This is a genomic window from Oleiphilus sp. HI0043 (assembly GCF_001634935.1).
This window is the reverse complement of the sequence record NZ_LWEY01000777.1, coordinates 21,341-37,148: the sequence shown is the minus strand read 5'-3', so window position 1 is coordinate 37,148 and position 15,808 is coordinate 21,341. Positions and strand designations below refer to the sequence as shown.

Genomic DNA, 15,808 nt, shown 5'->3' with positions numbered 1-15,808 from the left:
TTAAGTTACTTAGCTAAGTCATTCATCTTCTATCTTATTCGCTCAGAATATAAGCAAATTAAACGTTACCGCAAAATACACCAGTGTTACCCTAAGAAACACTCTTATTAAAACAGATCACACACTTTTTGTGTTCTCTTTCTCATTATTTGCGCCCAAGCGGGAAAGCAGCAATACAATTAAAGCTGAACCAATGGCACAAATCACTGCAAGCACTAGATAGGAAGACTCTTGCGTTAAGGCTACATACTTATCCGGAGAAATATTAGCCTCTAACAAAGGTACTAATTCACCATGACGGTTTTCGCGATAGCTTAAAACCTGCTTCCAAGGCCAAACCTTGTTCAAGGCACCAATCATAAAGCCTGTTAAAACAGCCAAAGTCAGTTTTCTATAACGTGAAAATGTCCAAACAAGTAGTTTGGCAATGGACAAAATACCAATACCACACCCCAGCACAAAGACACTTAATACGGCGAGATCAAAGTCCTTCACCGCCCCAAGAATATAAGCATAGGTGCCCAGAATCAGTAAGATAAAGCTTCCGGAGATACCTGGTAGCACCATAGCGCAAATCGCAAGCACACCCGATAGAAAGGCGTTAAAGAGTGTTTGATCAATACTCGCTGGAGACATTGAGGTTAAGCCCCAGGCAAATACGGCTCCCAATAGCATTGCGATAACCAAGCCAACGCTCCACTCCCTTACTTCACGACCCACTATGTATACAGACGCCAAGATGAGACCAAAAAAGCCGGCCCAAAGAGGAATAGGAAAGTTAGCCAGCAGAAAAGTAATCACCTTCGCCAAGGATATTGCGCTTGTCACAATGCCAACAAACAGAGTAAGAAGAAAACTGGCGTCTGCCTTTTCCCAGACTCCTTTTAAGCTTCTATTTTTTAATGCTAGTAACAAAGTAGGAAGAATTGAATTTAAGGCTTGTAGCAGGCGCTCATAAATACCCGTAATAAAAGCAATAGTGCCACCACTAACACCCGGCACAATATCAGCGGCACCCATCAACACTCCCTTTATAAAAACCCATCCATCTATTTTCACATCTACCTCTTTATGGTGCCGTTTTGTATCTTAAATTTATTAGCGAATCGTTCCTGGAAGAAAGGGTACGAACATCGCAGGCTCAATTATCTTTTGTTCATAACTTGAGCCTTTTCTTGTGACAATAGTTAAGCTTTGTTGAGCATCTCCCAAAGGCAAAATCATCCGCCCGCCCTCTTTTAACTGACGAACCAGCTCCAATGGAATTTCTGTGGGCGCCGCCGTCATAATCACTGCGTCATACAAACCACGCTCCGGCCAGCCTATCCCGCCATCGGCATGACGAGTACTGATATTATTCAAGCCTAGCAGCTTAAAGCGTTGAACCGCTTTTTCTAACAGAGGATTAATTCTCTCAACACTATAGACCTCACCCACCAACTGAGCCAAGACCGCCGCCTGATACCCAGAGCCGGTGCCAAGTTCAAGAACTCTACGCGGCGCCGTTTGCAGCAACAACTCAGTCATTCTCGCAACAATATAAGGTTGGGAAATAGTTTGGTTGTGCCCAATCGGTAAAGCTGTATCTTCATAAGCCCGATGAGATAGCGCCTCATCGAGGAATATATGCCGCGGCGTATCCAGCATGACTGCCAATACATCCTCGTTGGTAATCCCCTCATCCCTGAGCCGCTGAATGAGTCGCATCCGGGTACGGCGCGAGGTCATTCCTATTCCTTCGAGATCAAGTGTCTGACTCACGATATTCAATCCTCTAAACAATCTTTTACTTGTGATATCAGCTCATGACGAGTCATATCAACTTGAAGCGGCGTTACTGAAACATAACCGTTCTTTACCGCGTCAAAATCTGTACCTTCTCCGGCATCGTCTCCCTCGCCTGCAAGCGATATCCAATATCGCTGTCGACCTCGTGGGTCTGACACTTCCTCTGGGGGAAGCCCTTTTGCCCGATGCCCCAAACGCGTGACTTTAATTCCCTTAAGCTGCTCATAAGGCACATCCGGCACATTGACATTCAAAATGGTTCTTTCAGGCACTTCCAAATCTTTAGAGCGAACCAATAAATCGAGTACCACTTTTGCTGCAGTTTGATAATGAAACTGACCCTGGTTCACTAGGGAAACAGCGATAGCGGGCTGCTTTAAAAACCGCCCTTCAATCGCTGCAGCGACTGTCCCCGAATATAACACGTCATCGCCAAGGTTTTCATGAGAGTTAATACCTGAGACCACACGCTCAAAGTCAAGATCAAAAAGTGATGAGACCCCTAGGTGAACACTATCGGTCGGCGTACCATCAATACAGTAATGGCCATTTGCAGTTTCCATTACACGCAAAGGGCGACTCAAAGTCAGTGAACTGCTTGCGCCACTATGATCACGATCCGGTGCAACCACCTTCACCTCGAACTTGGAAGATAGAACCTCCGAGAGTACCTGTATACCTTCAGCATTAATACCGTCATCATTGGATATCAGTAAACTCATCGTGTGCTCCGCATGCCTTGATTACCCTCTCCCAAGCCTTGAGACAAGTTAAACACTTCGGCAAGCAATGAAGTAGCAAAGACTCCCGTAGGTAATTGAAACTCTAGTTCAAGCTCAGCCTCTCCCATTGACCAAGACATCGCCTCAGGGACAACAAGGTATGGCCTCCGCTCTAAACGCAATCGATTTTGATGTATTCCTTTTTTAAAGGCAGGGTGCGCCTCTAGAATTTCTTTCTCTGGCTCAGTCAGTTCGTTACTTCCTGGCGTTTCGTCTCCGTATAGTGGGCCGCTTAGATCAGCGCTCAAGTCATCCCCACTTTCTATCAAGCTTGCTAGATTCAAGTTGTATAAGTACGAACGAGCTGCCGATAAATAGAAAGAACGCTGGCTTTTAGATGCTTTAATCTTACCTTCAAAATATTGTACGCCACGATCCAGATTCGCACCGTCAAAGCCGAATCGTTGAGGACCGAAGTAATTTGGAAAACCTTTATCTCTGACTTGTAGCAAAAGAGCTTCCACATTAGCCATATTGTCAATATTTCTCACCACCAACCTAAAGAAGTTGGCACTATGCTCGCCGCGTCTTAACTTCTTATTATGCCGTTGATAACTGAGTACTTTTACGCCTTCACATTCAAATTCGTTCCAATTAGGCTCAGGCTTATTCCCTAAATAAACACTAAACCATTGCCGGGTAAGCGCCCAACGATCCTTTAAACCTGACAGCCCGACATCCACTTTTTTGACGTGGGAGAAACGCGCTAACTGACCCGCCACATACTCAGTATTCTGACCATTTTTTTCCAGCCATAACCAAACGTGCTCCCCCTCACCACTTAGCTCAGGATTCATGACCTCTTCAACAAAGAAGTCTTCTTCTTTTGTCTTAATGACACCGGCAGGCCGCGGTAAGTCAGCGATACATGGAAAAACCAGATTGAACTGTGATTCTGGTAATGACCTTACTTCACTCACACGCTTCTCCTTTCACTTTCGCAGCTAGGTTTAGGCACTAACAATACACTTGCCTGACAAGCAACTCCTTCCTCACGCCCTGCAAAACCAAGGCGCTCTGTAGTCGTTGCTTTAACACTCACCAGCTCAGGAGAAACCTGTAAGTCCTGAGCAATATTTTCCTGCATCTTTCCTATATGCGGCGCCATCTTAGGAGCTTGAGCAATAATAACGCTATCGATATTGGAAACTACAAAACCTTTTTCTGAAATCAAGTGGTTTACTGCAGACAACAGTTCTCGACTATTTGCCCCTTTCCACTTTTCATCAGTATCAGGAAAGTGCTTACCGATATCACCTAAGGCCAAAGCACCTAACATTGCATCCATAATCGCGTGAATCAGCACATCCCCGTCGGAATGCGCAATAAAAGATTTGTGATGGGGAATTTTGACGCCTCCCAGGATAATTTCTTCACCCTCGCAAAATGCGTGCACGTCATAACCGTTCCCGATTCTCGGAAAGCTATTCATTTTTTCACCTCGTCCCAGCTGCGTCCGCGCAGCCAAGGTATCTGCAGCCAAACGTAAATCGTGCGGCCGCGTAATTTTGATATTGTCATCTGAGCCTTCAACTAGGCAGGGCGCCCCACCCATATGCTCTATTGCTGACGACTCATCGGTCACCGTCAGCCCAAGCCGCTGACATTCACTTAGGGCATGGCGCAGCTCGGCAAAACGAAAGACTTGTGGTGTAAATGCTCGCCAAAGTTTGTCCCGATCCGAAGTACCCTCAATCGCCCTTCCATCTTGTGATACCTTAATCGTATCAACAACGCGAGACGCCAGAATAGCACCGCCCTCTGAACCGTCCCAGGCGTCAACATGTTCAATCAAGTTATCTATATCTTCTCGACTTAAACAGGGCCGCGCAGCGTCATGCACCCACACCCAATCTTGCTCATCGGCAATACCTACCAAAGCATCAAGACCATTTAAAACAGTATTGAAGCGTTCACTACCACCCTTATACTGAATCACTCGAGCATCTTGAGCCAAACTATCGCTATCAAAATAGTCATCAGCCTCGGAAATACCTATATGCACCTGAGTAAAGCGAGGGTGGTCAAGGAAGGCTTTGGCACTCAGATAAAGAACACTGCTTGAACCAAGCTGAAGATATTGTTTAGGGATGTCACTTTGCATTCTGCTGCCAACACCCGCTGCCGGAATAATGACCCAAAACCGAGGTAGTGCTTGCTTAGCAGAGTCTAAGCCTGAGAGGGGTGAGGAGGTAAACGAAGGACTGGGGCTTGAAACCGACATAGTTGGGGCACAAAGTGATAAATAAAAACCTATGACCCGCTCTTGGTCATGGCAGGCGCTTGCAATGGGCCATTATAGTTTCGAAGCCACTACCATGTAAAAGGTTTCGTCTCGCCCTATCATGCCCAAACTGAAACGAGCACGTTCTTCAATCGCATCATAGCCATTTTTAAGGTCTAGCACCTCAGCATTCAGCTGAGCATTGCGCTCACTTAAGGTGTCATTCGCCGCCTGCTGCAAAGCCACTTTTTCGCGCAAATGCGAAACTTCTGCAAAGCTACCACTGCCAAACCACAAGCGGTACTGCAAACCAAGAATAACAATGACCATTATACTCCAGAGCACTTTCATAAGGACAACTTCACTACACCTTTAACTTCACACTAGTCACATTATTACTTAAAGATTGCCATACGCTGACAAGACACATAGACAAGCAAAAACGATATTTCTTCCCGCTACCACAGCGTAGAGACAAGAAAGCCCCGCTACATAAAAACGGATAAACAAACATATATTGGAATAAATTTACTCTAGTTCAGAAATTGGCTTTTAGCGAAAAGAATTCTGAAGATTAGCATAATTTAAGATAAGGCTTGTTTTGCCTAAAGACAAAAAAGCACTGAACGTTCAACGCACAGTGCTTTTCATTCAATCAAGGCCAGAAATTACTGTCCTTTGATCTCACTTCTACCCTTATAAGGCGCCTTGCTTCCCAACTGCTCTTCAATTCTCAATAAGCGGTTATACTTAGCAACACGATCAGAACGACAAAGTGAACCAGTCTTTATTTGGCCGGCACAGGTACCAACCGCCAAATCAGCAATTGTTGTGTCTTCTGTTTCACCAGAACGATGTGAGATAACTGCGGTATAGCCTGCATCTTTAGCCATCTTAATCGCATCTAAGGTTTCGCTCAGGCTACCAATCTGGTTGAATTTAATCAGAATCGAGTTAGCAATATCTTTTTCGATACCTTCAGAAAGAATCTTGGTATTGGTCACAAACAAGTCATCACCAACCAATTGAACTTTGTCGCCCAACTTTTCAGTTTGATACTTCCACCCATCCCAATCCGACTCGTCCTGACCGTCTTCAATAGAAACGATTGGATACTGGTCGCAAAGCTCAGCCAAATAATCAGAGAACTGCTCAGGGCTGAAAGCCTTACCTTCGCCTTTCATGTCGTATTTACCATCAACATAGAACTCAGTTGATGCACAGTCTAAGGCTAGCGTAATGTCTTTACCTAGCTCGTATCCTGCATTCGCTACAGCAACCTTGATTGCCGCCAATGCATCGGCATTAGAAGCCAAGTCAGGCGCAAAACCGCCCTCATCACCCACAGCGGTATTTAGACCTTGCTCACTTAATACCTTCTTCAAACCATGGAATATTTCAGCGCCCGCACGCAGTGCTTCGGCAAAAGTAGGAGCAGAAACTGGCTGAACCATAAACTCTTGGATATCAACATTGTTGTCTGCGTGCTCACCACCATTGATGATATTCATCATTGGCACAGGCATAGAGTACTGACCAGAAGTACCGTTTAGATCAGCAATATGCTCATAAAGCTCAACGCCTTTTTCTTGTGCTGCTGCTTTCGCTGCTGCCAAAGAAACCGCCAAAATTGCATTAGCACCCAGCTTAGCTTTATTCTCAGTACCGTCCAGATCCAACATAATTTGGTCTAAAGCTCGTTGATCGGTAACATCCTTACCTAATAACGCAGCCTTGATCTCTTCATTAATGCCGGCAACAGCCTTTAAAACACCTTTACCTAAATAACGACTCTTATCACCGTCTCTAAGCTCCAAGGCTTCACGAGAGCCTGTTGACGCACCAGAAGGAGCGCAAGCTGTACCCACCACACCAGACTCTAGAATCACATCCGCTTCAACAGTAGGGTTACCACGAGAATCCATGACCTCACGGCCTTTGATATCAATAATCGTTGTCATTACACTTCTCCAAAAATAATAACTTCAGGCCCTGTCTTTCCTTCAACAACGCCAAAATTCAAAATCATAAACGCTATATTTTAAGCCGTATCTAAAGGCTTAAATTGCTTAACTAGCTCATCGATTGCCTTAACTCTAGCAAGGAAGGGTTCAAGCTGCGACAACCTTAAAGCACACGGGCCATCACACTTAGCATTTTCAGGGTCAGGATGAGCTTCTAAAAACAAACCAGCAATACCCTGCGACATACCCGCAAGCGCTAAGTCAGTTACAGCTTCACGTCGACCACCAGCAGAATCTGCACGACCACCGGGCTGCTGCAAAGAATGCGTCACGTCAAAGAAAACCGGGTACTCAAAGCTCTTCATTACACCAAATGCCAACATATCGACAACCAGGTTATTGTAACCAAAACTGCTACCACGCTCGCAGAGAATTAACTGGTCATTGCCGGCCTCTTCACACTTGGTCAAAATATGTTTCATTTCCTGAGGCGCAAGGAACTGGGCTTTCTTGATATTAATAACGGCATTTGTCTTGGCCATCGCTGCCACCAGGTCTGTCTGACGGGACAAGAAAGCTGGCAATTGGATAATGTCACAAACTTCAGCAACCGGAGCTGCTTGCTCAGGCTCGTGCACATCGGTAATGACCGGCACATTAAAGGTTTTCTTTACCTCTTCAAAAATACGCAAGCCTTCTTCCAAGCCGGGGCCTCGAAAAGAGTTAATAGAGGAGCGATTCGCTTTGTCGAAAGACGCTTTAAATACATAAGGAATATCAAGCTTGGTCGTTACCTCGACATATTTCTCGGCAATCTGCATCGCAAGATCCCGGGACTCTAATACATTCATGCCGCCGAACAAAACAAATGGCAAATCATTAGAAATTTTTACATCACCGACCTGTATGACTTTTTGACTCATCTATATACCCTTCTATTTACGAAGACTTATTTGTGAATGCGGCAGAAATGAAACCTTCAAACAAACCATGACCGTCTCGCGGCGTTGAAGTAAATTCCGGATGGAACTGACAGGCAACAAACCATGGATGATCCGGTGCTTCAACGACTTCAACTAATGAGTTATCTGCTGAACGACCAGAAACAATCAAACCGGCCTCTTCTAATTGCGGCAGAATATTATTATTCACTTCATAACGGTGACGATGACGTTCAATGATCACTGGCTTGCCATAACTTTCGAAAGCCTTAGAACCCTGAACCAGATTACACTCCTGAGCACCTAAGCGCATGGTTCCGCCCAAGTCTGAACCCGCATCACGTTGCTCTACAGCTCCGCTGGCATCTTTCCATTCAGTGATCAAACCTACTACCGGGTTTTCGCAGCCTTTATCAAATTCAGTACTATGCGCATCAGCCAAACCAGCGACATGACGAGCATATTCAATGACAGCAACCTGCATACCTAAACAAATACCTAAATATGGAACCTTGTTTTCACGCGCAAACTTAACTGTCTGAATTTTACCTTCAACACCACGATTACCAAAACCACCGGGCACTAGAATTGCGTCCACTGACTCTAGAACGGCAGTACCTTCATCTATAATTCTCTCGGAATCAATATACTCAATATTAACCTTGGTGCGCGTACGAATTCCTGCATGCTTAAGCGCCTCGATTAGAGACTTATAAGCGTCAAGTAATTCCATGTACTTGCCTACCATGGCAATGGTTACTTCGTTTTCCGGACTGGATTCAGCTTCAACCACTGAATCCCACTCTGTTAGATCGGCCTCATCACACTCCAGACCAAATCGTTCTACGACAATTTGATCCAAACCATGTTCATTCAGCATACGTGGAATCAGGTAAATGCTGTTTGCATCCTGTAATGGGATAACGGCGCGCTCTTCTACGTTGGTAAACAAAGCAATCTTGCGGCGAGATGATGCATCAATCTCGTGATCAGAGCGACAAACCAGAATATCGGGCTGAATACCGATAGAGCGCATTTCTTTTACGGAATGCTGGGTCGGCTTGGTTTTGGTCTCACCTGCGGTTGCAATATAAGGCACTAGAGTTAAGTGCATAAACAGCGCACGCTGGGAGCCCACTTCAATCTTTAACTGTCGCACTGCTTCCAAAAAGGGTTGCGACTCGATATCCCCAACTGTGCCGCCAATTTCAACCAAGGCGACATCATAGCCGTTAGCACCTTCAACGATGCGGCGTTTGATTTCATCAGTGATATGAGGAATTACCTGGACTGTTCCACCTAGATAATCGCCACGTCGCTCTTTGCGAATGACGTCTTCATAGACTCGACCACTCGTAAAGTTATTTCGCTTGGACATCGTGGTTCGAATAAAGCGCTCATAATGCCCCAAATCCAAATCAGTTTCGGCACCGTCTTCGGTAACAAATACTTCACCGTGCTGAAAAGGACTCATCGTGCCTGGATCCACATTTATATATGGGTCCAGTTTAAGCATTGTTACTTTCAGCCCTCGAGCTTCTAAAATAGCAGCCAATGAAGCTGAAGCGATGCCTTTCCCTAAGGAGGATACAACACCACCTGTCACGAAAATAAAACGTGTCATGCAAATCCCGTCAATATCTCAGACAAAGAGCTTTCCATACCTTGCGCCACGCAAAGTTCAGTTAACTCAAATATTTATGTAGAAGGGGGAGATTTTCATCTCAAGATGGGGCGCCAGATTACCAGAAAGCGAGGTTTCACTCAAACTAAATGTGCGTTCAATCACAGCTAATATCTCTTCTGCAAAGGCCTCATAGCTAAATTAAATTTATAGTACCTGGCCTGGCAGAGGCTGACATTGTCTTTTATCATAAACATAAGCCAAAAAATGGAGCTAATTCGTGTATCGCCCCCACCCCCAAACTCATGACAATTCAATAGTGCCCAGCGCTCTGAAAAAGTCGAAAGCAGGCTTTTCGTGCTCAGCAATAGCCGTGGTTTCAAGCCTATTATTTATACTGTCCTTTTCATTAAGTTCAGCCTTACATGCCAAACCTTTAATTGTCGGCGTTGCGCCCTCGTTCCCCAAACCCGTTGCCGAACTGGAAGCTCTTGAAAAACAGATCGTTAAGAAAAAAAGCAAGTTTGCGGTGAAACAAAAGAAGCTAGACCAACAACTCAGCTATGCAACATCAAGCAGCTCTCTTCCTACTAAAACAGTAGCATGGCAAAACGTAATTTCTTTTTTGGAACAAGCCTCGGGAATTGAACTTAAATATGAAGCTGCCAGCAGCCAACTCGATTTTGAATTAAAACTGGCCAAAGGGCATTACGACCTTGCCTACACTACCCCTTTGCAGTTTCATGCATTTAAAGAGTTTCCGGGCTACCAGGCCCAGGTCAAACGCAAGTCACAGCCAATCAGAGGGCTAATATTCGTTAAGAAAACTGGACCAATTAAGACCTTGGCAGAACTAAGAAATGCAACCATTGCGTTTCCTGGCTTGCTAGATTTTGCCGCCAGCGTAGTGCCGAGAGAAAGCCTGAATAAACTTAACTTCGATATCATCCCCCAGTTTTTATCTAGTCAGTCAGAGGTCTACAAAGGCGTCGCTAATGGGGATTACATCGCCGGTGGCGGAACTGATGAGAGCTTTAGAGCACTCCCCCCTGAAATACGTAGTCGCCTGAGAATGCTCTGGGACAGCCCCGGGTTTTCTCCCTACCCTCTTATCGCACACCCTCGCGTCGATTTTTTCTCGCTCACCAAGTTAAAGCGGGCGTTTGTGAATATGATTAAAGATGACGAAGGGGAAAAGCTTCTCAAGTATATTTTTGTTGAAAACGGCTTTGAGGTTGCTAAAAACAGCGACTGGGATGAAATTGGCCTGATCGACCTCCATATCCTTAACGGTACTTCGAAAAAATCTCATGCAGAGTAAACAGGCCTACCTCTTTGGAACTTGCCTAATAGATTCCTTTTACCCGGAATCAGGTATGGATGCGATTGCTCTGCTTGAACTATGTAATTATCAAATAGTATTTCCTCAAGCGCAAACCTGCTGCGGACAGCCTCCCTATAATTCGGGTGAAGCAAGCCCAGCCAAAGATGTCGCCTGGCACACCATTCAGGTTTTTTCCGACAAAAAGTTACCTGTTATCGTACCTTCAGCCTCTTGTGCGGCCATGATCAAGCATCACTACCCGACTCTCTTCGACACGGGTTCCACAGAGCATAAACAAGCAATAGAGCTGAGCTCGAGAACCTACGAGCTTATCGAGTTTCTAGAGCCCATCCTCCCATACAATAAGCAAAGCGACAGCTCCCACACTCATATCAGTCTTCACCGATCCTGTAGCGCCCTTAGGGAGATGGAAGTCGCAGAACCATGGCTATCAATTCTAAGAAAGCTAGATGGCGTCGAGGTATCCTTACCAACACTAGAGCAGGAGTGCTGCGGATTTGGGGGAACCTTTGCTATCAAGTCTCCTGAGATTTCTGCCGCCATGACAGCAGACAAATGTGAGCACTTACTATCACCAAATCCTCAGTCTATATTAAGCGGTGATTGTGGCTGCCTTTTGAATATTAGCGGACATATCAAGCATTCAGGCGACAAGCGTCCTTGCACCCATATCGCGAGATTTATTGCTCAGCGTTTTGGAATACAACATGACTGACGACGCGCACTCAAACTTCGCCACTCGCATAAAAAGCGCACTAGAAGATACGCAGCTACGCTCCAACTTCCGCGGCGCCATGGACTTTCTACGCAATAAACGCAAACAAGCCTTCAGTGATGAAGAGGAATGGCAAACCCTTAGAGAACAAGGTGCAGCAATAAGACAGAACGTCGTCGAGCGTTTACCTGAACTGCTAGAGCAACTAGAACAACAATGTAGCAATAACGGCATTCAGGTACATTGGGCAGAAACCGGGATCGAAGCTAACCAAATTGTTCTCGACATAGCACAACGTCGCAAAGCCAAACTTGTTATCAAAGGAAAGTCGATGGCGAGCGAAGAAATCGAATTGAACAATTTCCTCCAGAGCCATAATATTGAAGCCATTGAATCGGATATGGGGGAGTACATTGTGCAGATTGCCGATGAAACACCGTCTCATATCATCATGCCCGCCATCCACAAAAACAAACAGGAAATTGCTCAACTATTTGAAAAGAAGCTCAAGTTGAAATGCGACCCGAACGACGTTGATGGCATGATTGGTCTGGGTAGAAGAATCCTCAGGGATAAATTTGAAAAAGCAGACATTGGCATTTCGGGCGTCAACTTTGCTGCTGCCGAGTCAGGTACGCTTTGCCTGGTAGAAAACGAGGGTAATGGACGCTTATCTACCACAGCTCCTCCGGTGCACATTGCAATTATGGGCCTGGAAAAAGTTATTCCAAGCCTGAGAGAACTACCAACACTACAACGCCTTCTCACTCGTTCCGCAACCGGCCAACATATCACCAGCTACCTCAACTTGATTAGCAGCCCGCGTCAAGCAGGAGAACTTGACGGCCCCGAGGAAGTTCACTTAATTATTCTCGACAATGGCCGCTCACTCATCCAACAAGATCCGGAGCTGAAAACCACTCTCGCTTGTATTCGCTGTGGTGCATGCATGAATCACTGCCCGGTCTATACCAAAATAGGCGGACATGCTTACGGCACAACCTACCCCGGCCCTATTGGGCAGGTTGTTATGCCTCAACTTAAGGGTATGGCAAGTCATGGGGAGCTTCTAAATGCCTGCTCCCTTAATGGCGCCTGCGGGGAAGCCTGCCCAGTAGATATTAAACTGCCTCAACTTATCCGTAGTTTGAGAAACAAACAACAAGCTACTGGCTCGACGCTAAAGGTAGAATCGTGGATCTGGCGTTTGTGGAAAGTGATCCATACCCACCCCAAACTCTATCGCCTAGTCACCAAGCTCATGGGCGCCTTACCTTTCATCAGCACTTGCTACCCAAAAGCATGGCGCAATACCCGAACACCGGCTCGCCCAAGTGCACGTACCCTTCACGAGAGGCTAAAGCATAGCCATCAAAAATTTGATGGACAAAGCAAGGAGCCACGCCAATGAACCAAGCTAAACTGAACATACTCTCACGCCTAAAACGCTCCAAGGGTTTTAAAGCACCAGAACGCGAGGGTTTGCCTAGCTCCCATAGAAGTCGTAGTGGTATTGTTCAAGCTGAAGATTTGCTTAGGCAGCTGATCTCAAAACTAGAAGAAAATCACGCAGAAGTACATCGAGTTAGCGCGTTTAAGTGGAAAACAACACTTACTGACATCATGGAAAGAGAAAAAGCCAAGCACTGCTTATTAGGGAATAATCTTGCATACCAAAGCGAAATTGAACAAGCTCTGCGCCTTCATAATAATAACATCAGCATTACACGCTACTCACAAGCTTATGAAACCCTTCGGGAAACCTTATTCCATAACATCGATATCGGCATCACCCTTGCACAGGGAGCAATAGCCGAAACCGGAACCTTATTGCTGCTGCCAAATAAAGACGAACCTAGAATGATGTCGCTTGTGCCACCAATACATCTAGTGCTACTACAAGAGGATCAAATCTACCCGGATTTATCAAGTTTGCTCAATGATGAACCTTGGGGTCAATGCGAGAAAATGCCAAGCAATGTTTTGTTTATTTCCAGCCCGTCGAAAACAGCAGATATACAACAAACACTAGCCTATGGCGCTCATGGACCCAAAAAGCTGATTGTCTTAGTTCAAGAAAACGCAGAGATATAGAGTGCTAAGGAGCAACGCTCAGCTCATCCAGAATCGATTCACTATCACCGCCTCCCGTTCTTAAACAGGGGAAAACCAATAGAATTTCGGTGCATTGCTCCGAGTCAGTGGAATAACTTATCGCCCCCCCTAAAGCGCTCATGACCCGTCGATAATAGACGGTCGCCAGATCAAGGTTAGATGAATCTTCATCCACAACTCTTAAACCTTCTAGCTGAGAACGCTGAACACCTTCTTTATAACGCAATAATAATACATTACGGCCACCCTCAACCCGACTATCAATAGTGATCTCTTCGCCTTTAGCCACGACAGAGTGATTGATGGCCGTTTTTAGTATGTTAAACAAAGCATAAATCAATAACCATTCATCACCTTTGAACAAGAAGTCTTGGCGTAAGTCTGTTCGTATTCTCTCTCGCTCTCCTGGCATAAACACATACTCTGCCAAACTCTTCGTTACTACACTCTGAATTGAAAGCACCTTGAAGGTACTTACATCGATGGGTTCATCCTTCACCAGACCTAGACTCATGTCGATCACCTGAGCACTTCGCGCGATAGCCACATGAGCTTGGCTATAGGGACTATCTAAATATCTCTCATCTTTTAGCTCCGCTCGTACCAATGCAGCATGTTCAACAAAGGCATGTAATTGATCTAAAGGCCCTCTCATGTCATTGGCGATATTACCGGCCAAAGACTGCAAACTCTGCATTTTTTGAAATAAGAAGCGCTGCTCCTGGAAAGCCTGACGGCGAAAAAACTCTACACGCTCAATGAGTCGACCCAATTTAGACGACAAAGCCTGTAACCTCGACTGATCTTTCAAACGCATGTCAGATTTACTGACGACGACTAAGAGCATTCCCCTAAAGTCACTATTTGCAACAACAGGCAAACCCAGCATCTCGCGTCCCGGCACCATTTCGACCCAATCATAGGCAGCATCGAGCTGCTCAGTTGACATAATTTCAACCATTTGGGCGTTAAGCGTTCTTTCCTCAGCCTCACCCTGCAGGTGCACGTTTATAGAAGAGGGTAAACGATCATGGCGGCGTCCATCACTGCCGCTAAATAGTATGCGTTGATAGTTTCTCTCAGCGCTCAGGTCATTCGCATCAAAGCGCTCCAACTCTTTCCTGGATAAAGTTCGCTCCAATAGAACCCTATCCAAATACCATGCATAGTGATGGATATAGCTTTGTTGCTCAAAAAACTGCCGAAGAATTGGCAACATCGACTCAAAGTCATCAGATTGATCTAGCTGATACATTAGGTCTCGAAAGTGCCGCTCAGCATCAAGTTTCTGACGAACCAGGACTTTATCTGAAAACGCTTGTAAGCGAGATTTCATCGCTGCATAAAATTCACAGGAACAGATGGTGATAAGAACCAGAAATACAGTCTGAGAAACACTCAAATACGCTTGATCTATAAAGATGCCACCTTTAAGCATTAAAACCACGAAACCAACGATGCAAATGTAAATCATCAAACGCGTGATAACAAAACTCAGCGTCTCGGGCAGTTCAAGTAGGTCATGTTTCAATACTGCGTAGGTAGATATCACCACCATAAGGGCGACTGAAAGTAAGCCATAAGGCGGTATATTGATATCAAACTCAAGAGAAAGCGTCATCCCACCCCCTAAAAAACCCAGGGCAATCGTCATGATCAGATAGTCTAACTTTAACTTACCTGAGCGGGTTGTTTCGGCTCTCTCTTGCAGTAGGACATATAGAGTATGCCCAATAATCCCGGCAAAAAATACCGGAAACGGATAGAACAAGTTCCCCCCTACAGGGAACCAGAAAGCATCAAAACGAAAGCTGGGACTGTGTAGAAAATGCTCTGGAGCGATAAATATCAAACTCAAATAGAGAAGCGATAAAAGATAGTATGAGAAAGAAACACGCTCGTAGGCATGTTGCTTACCCACAAAGCTTACAACAAAGTGAAACAACAAGACCGGAAGGAATAACACGACTGAGTTAGCACAACGTGCCCAAAACAAAGCTTGTGAAGGCTCGTTGGTAGACATTCCAACGAACAAGCTAAAAGACCAGAGAGCCAAGAGCGTACAGATTAGGCCAAAAAGAATCGACCCTCCCTGGCGTTTTGCCGATAAGCAAAGTACTGCACTGGCTGTACTCAATAGAGCGCAAACCAGACTAATAAAAGCAAAATTGTTCCATACCACAACGGTCACCCTGACCTTAACATTCCTGATCCTATGTTCAGCATGGGCTGTGACGGAATAATATTACCCCTATTCGAATAGTTGCCTTTAGCTGTACATAATCTAAACAGGCATTATCCTCCCAGAAT

14 protein-coding genes are annotated in these 15,808 nt (G+C 45.4%); 4 read left to right on the top strand and 10 right to left on the bottom strand.

The window, feature by feature from the left end; all coding sequences use genetic code 11:
- Positions 1-117: 117 nt before the first annotated feature.
- The 9 genes from A3729_RS08940 to A3729_RS08900 all read right to left on the bottom strand — a co-directional run bounded on the left by A3729_RS08940 (position 118) and on the right by A3729_RS08900 (position 9,323).
- Complete coding sequence (locus A3729_RS08940) at positions 118-1,059, bottom strand: DUF368 domain-containing protein (protein WP_231877391.1); 942 nt, start codon at positions 1,057-1,059, stop codon at positions 118-120.
- A gap of 39 nt (positions 1,060-1,098) precedes the next feature.
- Complete coding sequence (locus tag A3729_RS08935) at positions 1,099-1,728, bottom strand: protein-L-isoaspartate(D-aspartate) O-methyltransferase (protein ID WP_068514134.1); 630 nt, start codon at positions 1,726-1,728, stop codon at positions 1,099-1,101.
- A gap of 38 nt (positions 1,729-1,766) precedes the next feature.
- Positions 1,767-2,510 (bottom strand): 5'/3'-nucleotidase SurE, encoded by a 744-nt coding sequence (surE, locus tag A3729_RS08930; RefSeq protein ID WP_068514132.1) that lies wholly within the window; start codon positions 2,508-2,510, stop codon positions 1,767-1,769.
- A complete protein-coding gene (gene truD / locus A3729_RS08925) occupies positions 2,507-3,490 on the bottom strand; it encodes a tRNA pseudouridine(13) synthase TruD (protein WP_082865198.1) in 984 nt (327 codons plus the stop codon). The genes surE and truD overlap by 4 nt, the downstream gene beginning before the upstream one ends.
- The gene (ispF, locus tag A3729_RS34535; RefSeq protein WP_068514129.1) at positions 3,487-4,794 is read right to left on the bottom strand and encodes a 2-C-methyl-D-erythritol 2,4-cyclodiphosphate synthase; all 1,308 of its coding nucleotides are present in this window, start codon (positions 4,792-4,794) and stop codon (positions 3,487-3,489) included. Before ispF ends, truD begins: the two co-directional genes overlap by 4 nt.
- 72 nt (positions 4,795-4,866) lie before the next feature.
- Positions 4,867-5,145: a cell division protein FtsB gene (gene ftsB / locus A3729_RS08915; protein ID WP_068514126.1), complete on the bottom strand. Its 279-nt coding sequence runs from the start codon at positions 5,143-5,145 to the stop codon at positions 4,867-4,869.
- Between the two features lie 317 nt (positions 5,146-5,462).
- A complete protein-coding gene (eno, locus tag A3729_RS08910) occupies positions 5,463-6,755 on the bottom strand; it encodes a phosphopyruvate hydratase (RefSeq protein WP_068514123.1) in 1,293 nt (430 codons plus the stop codon).
- 80 nt (positions 6,756-6,835) lie between these two features.
- Positions 6,836-7,681, bottom strand: a complete 846-nt coding sequence (kdsA, locus tag A3729_RS08905) for a 3-deoxy-8-phosphooctulonate synthase (RefSeq protein WP_068514121.1) — start codon at positions 7,679-7,681, stop codon at positions 6,836-6,838.
- 16 nt (positions 7,682-7,697) lie between these two features.
- The gene (locus tag A3729_RS08900) at positions 7,698-9,323 is read right to left on the bottom strand and encodes a CTP synthase (RefSeq protein ID WP_068514118.1); all 1,626 of its coding nucleotides are present in this window, start codon (positions 9,321-9,323) and stop codon (positions 7,698-7,700) included.
- A 373-nt stretch (positions 9,324-9,696) separates the two neighbouring features.
- Here A3729_RS08900 and A3729_RS08895 point away from each other — a divergent pair, with 373 nt between their 5' ends.
- Genes A3729_RS08895 through A3729_RS08880 form a run of 4 tightly spaced genes read left to right on the top strand, consistent with a single transcriptional unit; the run spans position 9,697 to position 13,477 of the window.
- Entirely contained in the window at positions 9,697-10,644 is a 948-nt protein-coding gene (locus tag A3729_RS08895) for a phosphate/phosphite/phosphonate ABC transporter substrate-binding protein (protein WP_068514114.1), read from the top strand.
- The gene (locus A3729_RS08890; RefSeq protein WP_068514112.1) at positions 10,634-11,383 is read left to right on the top strand and encodes a (Fe-S)-binding protein; all 750 of its coding nucleotides are present in this window, start codon (positions 10,634-10,636) and stop codon (positions 11,381-11,383) included. The genes A3729_RS08895 and A3729_RS08890 overlap by 11 nt, the downstream gene beginning before the upstream one ends.
- Positions 11,376-12,794, top strand: a complete 1,419-nt coding sequence (locus A3729_RS08885) for a LutB/LldF family L-lactate oxidation iron-sulfur protein (protein WP_068514109.1) — start codon at positions 11,376-11,378, stop codon at positions 12,792-12,794. The genes A3729_RS08890 and A3729_RS08885 overlap by 8 nt, the downstream gene beginning before the upstream one ends.
- Positions 12,791-13,477 (top strand): lactate utilization protein, encoded by a 687-nt coding sequence (locus tag A3729_RS08880; RefSeq protein WP_068633692.1) that lies wholly within the window; start codon positions 12,791-12,793, stop codon positions 13,475-13,477. The genes A3729_RS08885 and A3729_RS08880 overlap by 4 nt, the downstream gene beginning before the upstream one ends.
- 4 nt (positions 13,478-13,481) lie before the next feature.
- On the opposite strand, the gene A3729_RS08875 is transcribed toward A3729_RS08880, so the two are convergent.
- The gene (locus A3729_RS08875; protein WP_197475715.1) at positions 13,482-15,680 is read right to left on the bottom strand and encodes a histidine kinase N-terminal 7TM domain-containing protein; all 2,199 of its coding nucleotides are present in this window, start codon (positions 15,678-15,680) and stop codon (positions 13,482-13,484) included.
- Positions 15,681-15,808: the final 128 nt, after the last annotated feature.